Origin of the sequence: Aquimarina agarivorans (assembly GCF_000218485.1) — a bacterium.
Classification (GTDB): Bacteria; Bacteroidota; Bacteroidia; order Flavobacteriales; family Flavobacteriaceae; genus Aquimarina; species Aquimarina agarivorans.
Genome location: NZ_AFPB01000017.1, coordinates 1 through 1215, shown reverse-complemented (window position 1 = coordinate 1215; position 1215 = coordinate 1). Strand labels below are relative to the sequence as shown.

General features: G+C 29.5%; 3 protein-coding genes. All 3 read right to left on the bottom strand.

The genetic code is table 11. The features are described 5' to 3' along the window. Positions 1–51 precede the first annotated feature (51 nt). The 3 genes from GMC_RS23290 to GMC_RS23280 all read right to left on the bottom strand — a co-directional run bounded on the left by GMC_RS23290 (position 52) and on the right by GMC_RS23280 (position 1070). The gene (locus tag GMC_RS23290; RefSeq protein WP_010520317.1) at positions 52–324 is read right to left on the bottom strand and encodes a hypothetical protein; all 273 of its coding nucleotides are present in this window, start codon (positions 322–324) and stop codon (positions 52–54) included. Positions 325–330: 6 nt separating this feature from the next. After that, entirely contained in the window at positions 331–633 is a 303-nt protein-coding gene (locus GMC_RS23285) for a hypothetical protein (protein ID WP_010520316.1), read from the bottom strand. 101 nt (positions 634–734) lie between these two features. Continuing rightward, complete coding sequence (locus tag GMC_RS23280; protein ID WP_010520315.1) at positions 735–1070, bottom strand: hypothetical protein; 336 nt, start codon at positions 1068–1070, stop codon at positions 735–737. Positions 1071–1215 lie beyond the last annotated feature (145 nt).

The following is a 1215-nucleotide window of genomic DNA, read 5'->3' as shown; positions in this document are numbered from 1 at the left end:
AACGTTTGGCTAAGCTGCGTTTTAATGCAGTTTAGGTTTTGTTATATGCTTTTATAATTTTTCCCTTAATAATTCCTGAATAAACGAGATCAGGTCATTTTTATATTTCTCTACCTCTGATTCATCACTAATGAATACCTTTAGATTTTCAAGTCTTTCGTTAGCTTTTTCTATTAAGTAATCTGACAATATGATGTTCTCAGTTTTCTGCCTCAATGCTGCAAACATTCTATTGTCAATTTCTAAATCTTCATCATTCAATAGAATTTTATCTGCAAGATCACTTATTTGTTGTTTTGATTCTTCTAAATGTTGTTCAATCATAGTTCATTAAATAATTAAATTTGATAATTGTACATCAGTCAATTTTTCTAAAATTTGACCAGCTGTTTCAGAATCAACTACTCCGTTTCCAAAGCTTACTAATTGACCGATTAACATTAATTTTAAATCCTTCTTGCTAATCTTTTTACTTTTTGTTTTTAATCCTTCGATTTCTTCAAATATGATTTCTTGCCCGAGCCCCAATTTCTCTAACTTTTCTAGAACGGCATCAATTTTAAAGTGAAGATCAACAAGTTCATTAACTGAATATTCTTCATCATTTTTTGAAATTTCATCAACTGAAATCATACGATTTTGAAAAATGAACTGTTGTTTTTCAAGTTCAGAATTTAATTGTCGAACGTTAGATAACTCATTCCTATTATAGGACTCTTTTGCTCTCAGAAAAATCAGCTCGTCAGTTTGTTTTTTTTTGTTTCTTTTTCAATGGCCCTTGTTAGGTTAGTTTGATTCCGATCGAGTTCTTTTTGTTTATTGGCTATTTGCTTTTGAATATCTGCAATTTTAGATTGAAATCGAACTTGCTCTTTTAATTTGCTTTCAATTTGTCTTTGAAGGCTTTGAATCGTTGTAGAAGATTTTGTCGTTGAAATTCTTTTTGATAGATTATTGATTTTTGAAACTAAGTCAACATCTTTCTTCCTCTCAGAAGCTTCTTTCTTTTTTAGGTCTGCAATTTGTCCTTGCAATCTGGAGACATTATTTCTATATGTATTTGCAGACATTTTCTTTATTGTTTTTTTTATTCTGACTAACGTAAAAATAATTTGCTGTTTATTAATGTTTTACATTTATTCATTTTTCTGCTCATTTTTCTGCTCATTTTTACGTTCGCATACGTTCTGAAGACTTTTTTGGAGTCTATGAGGG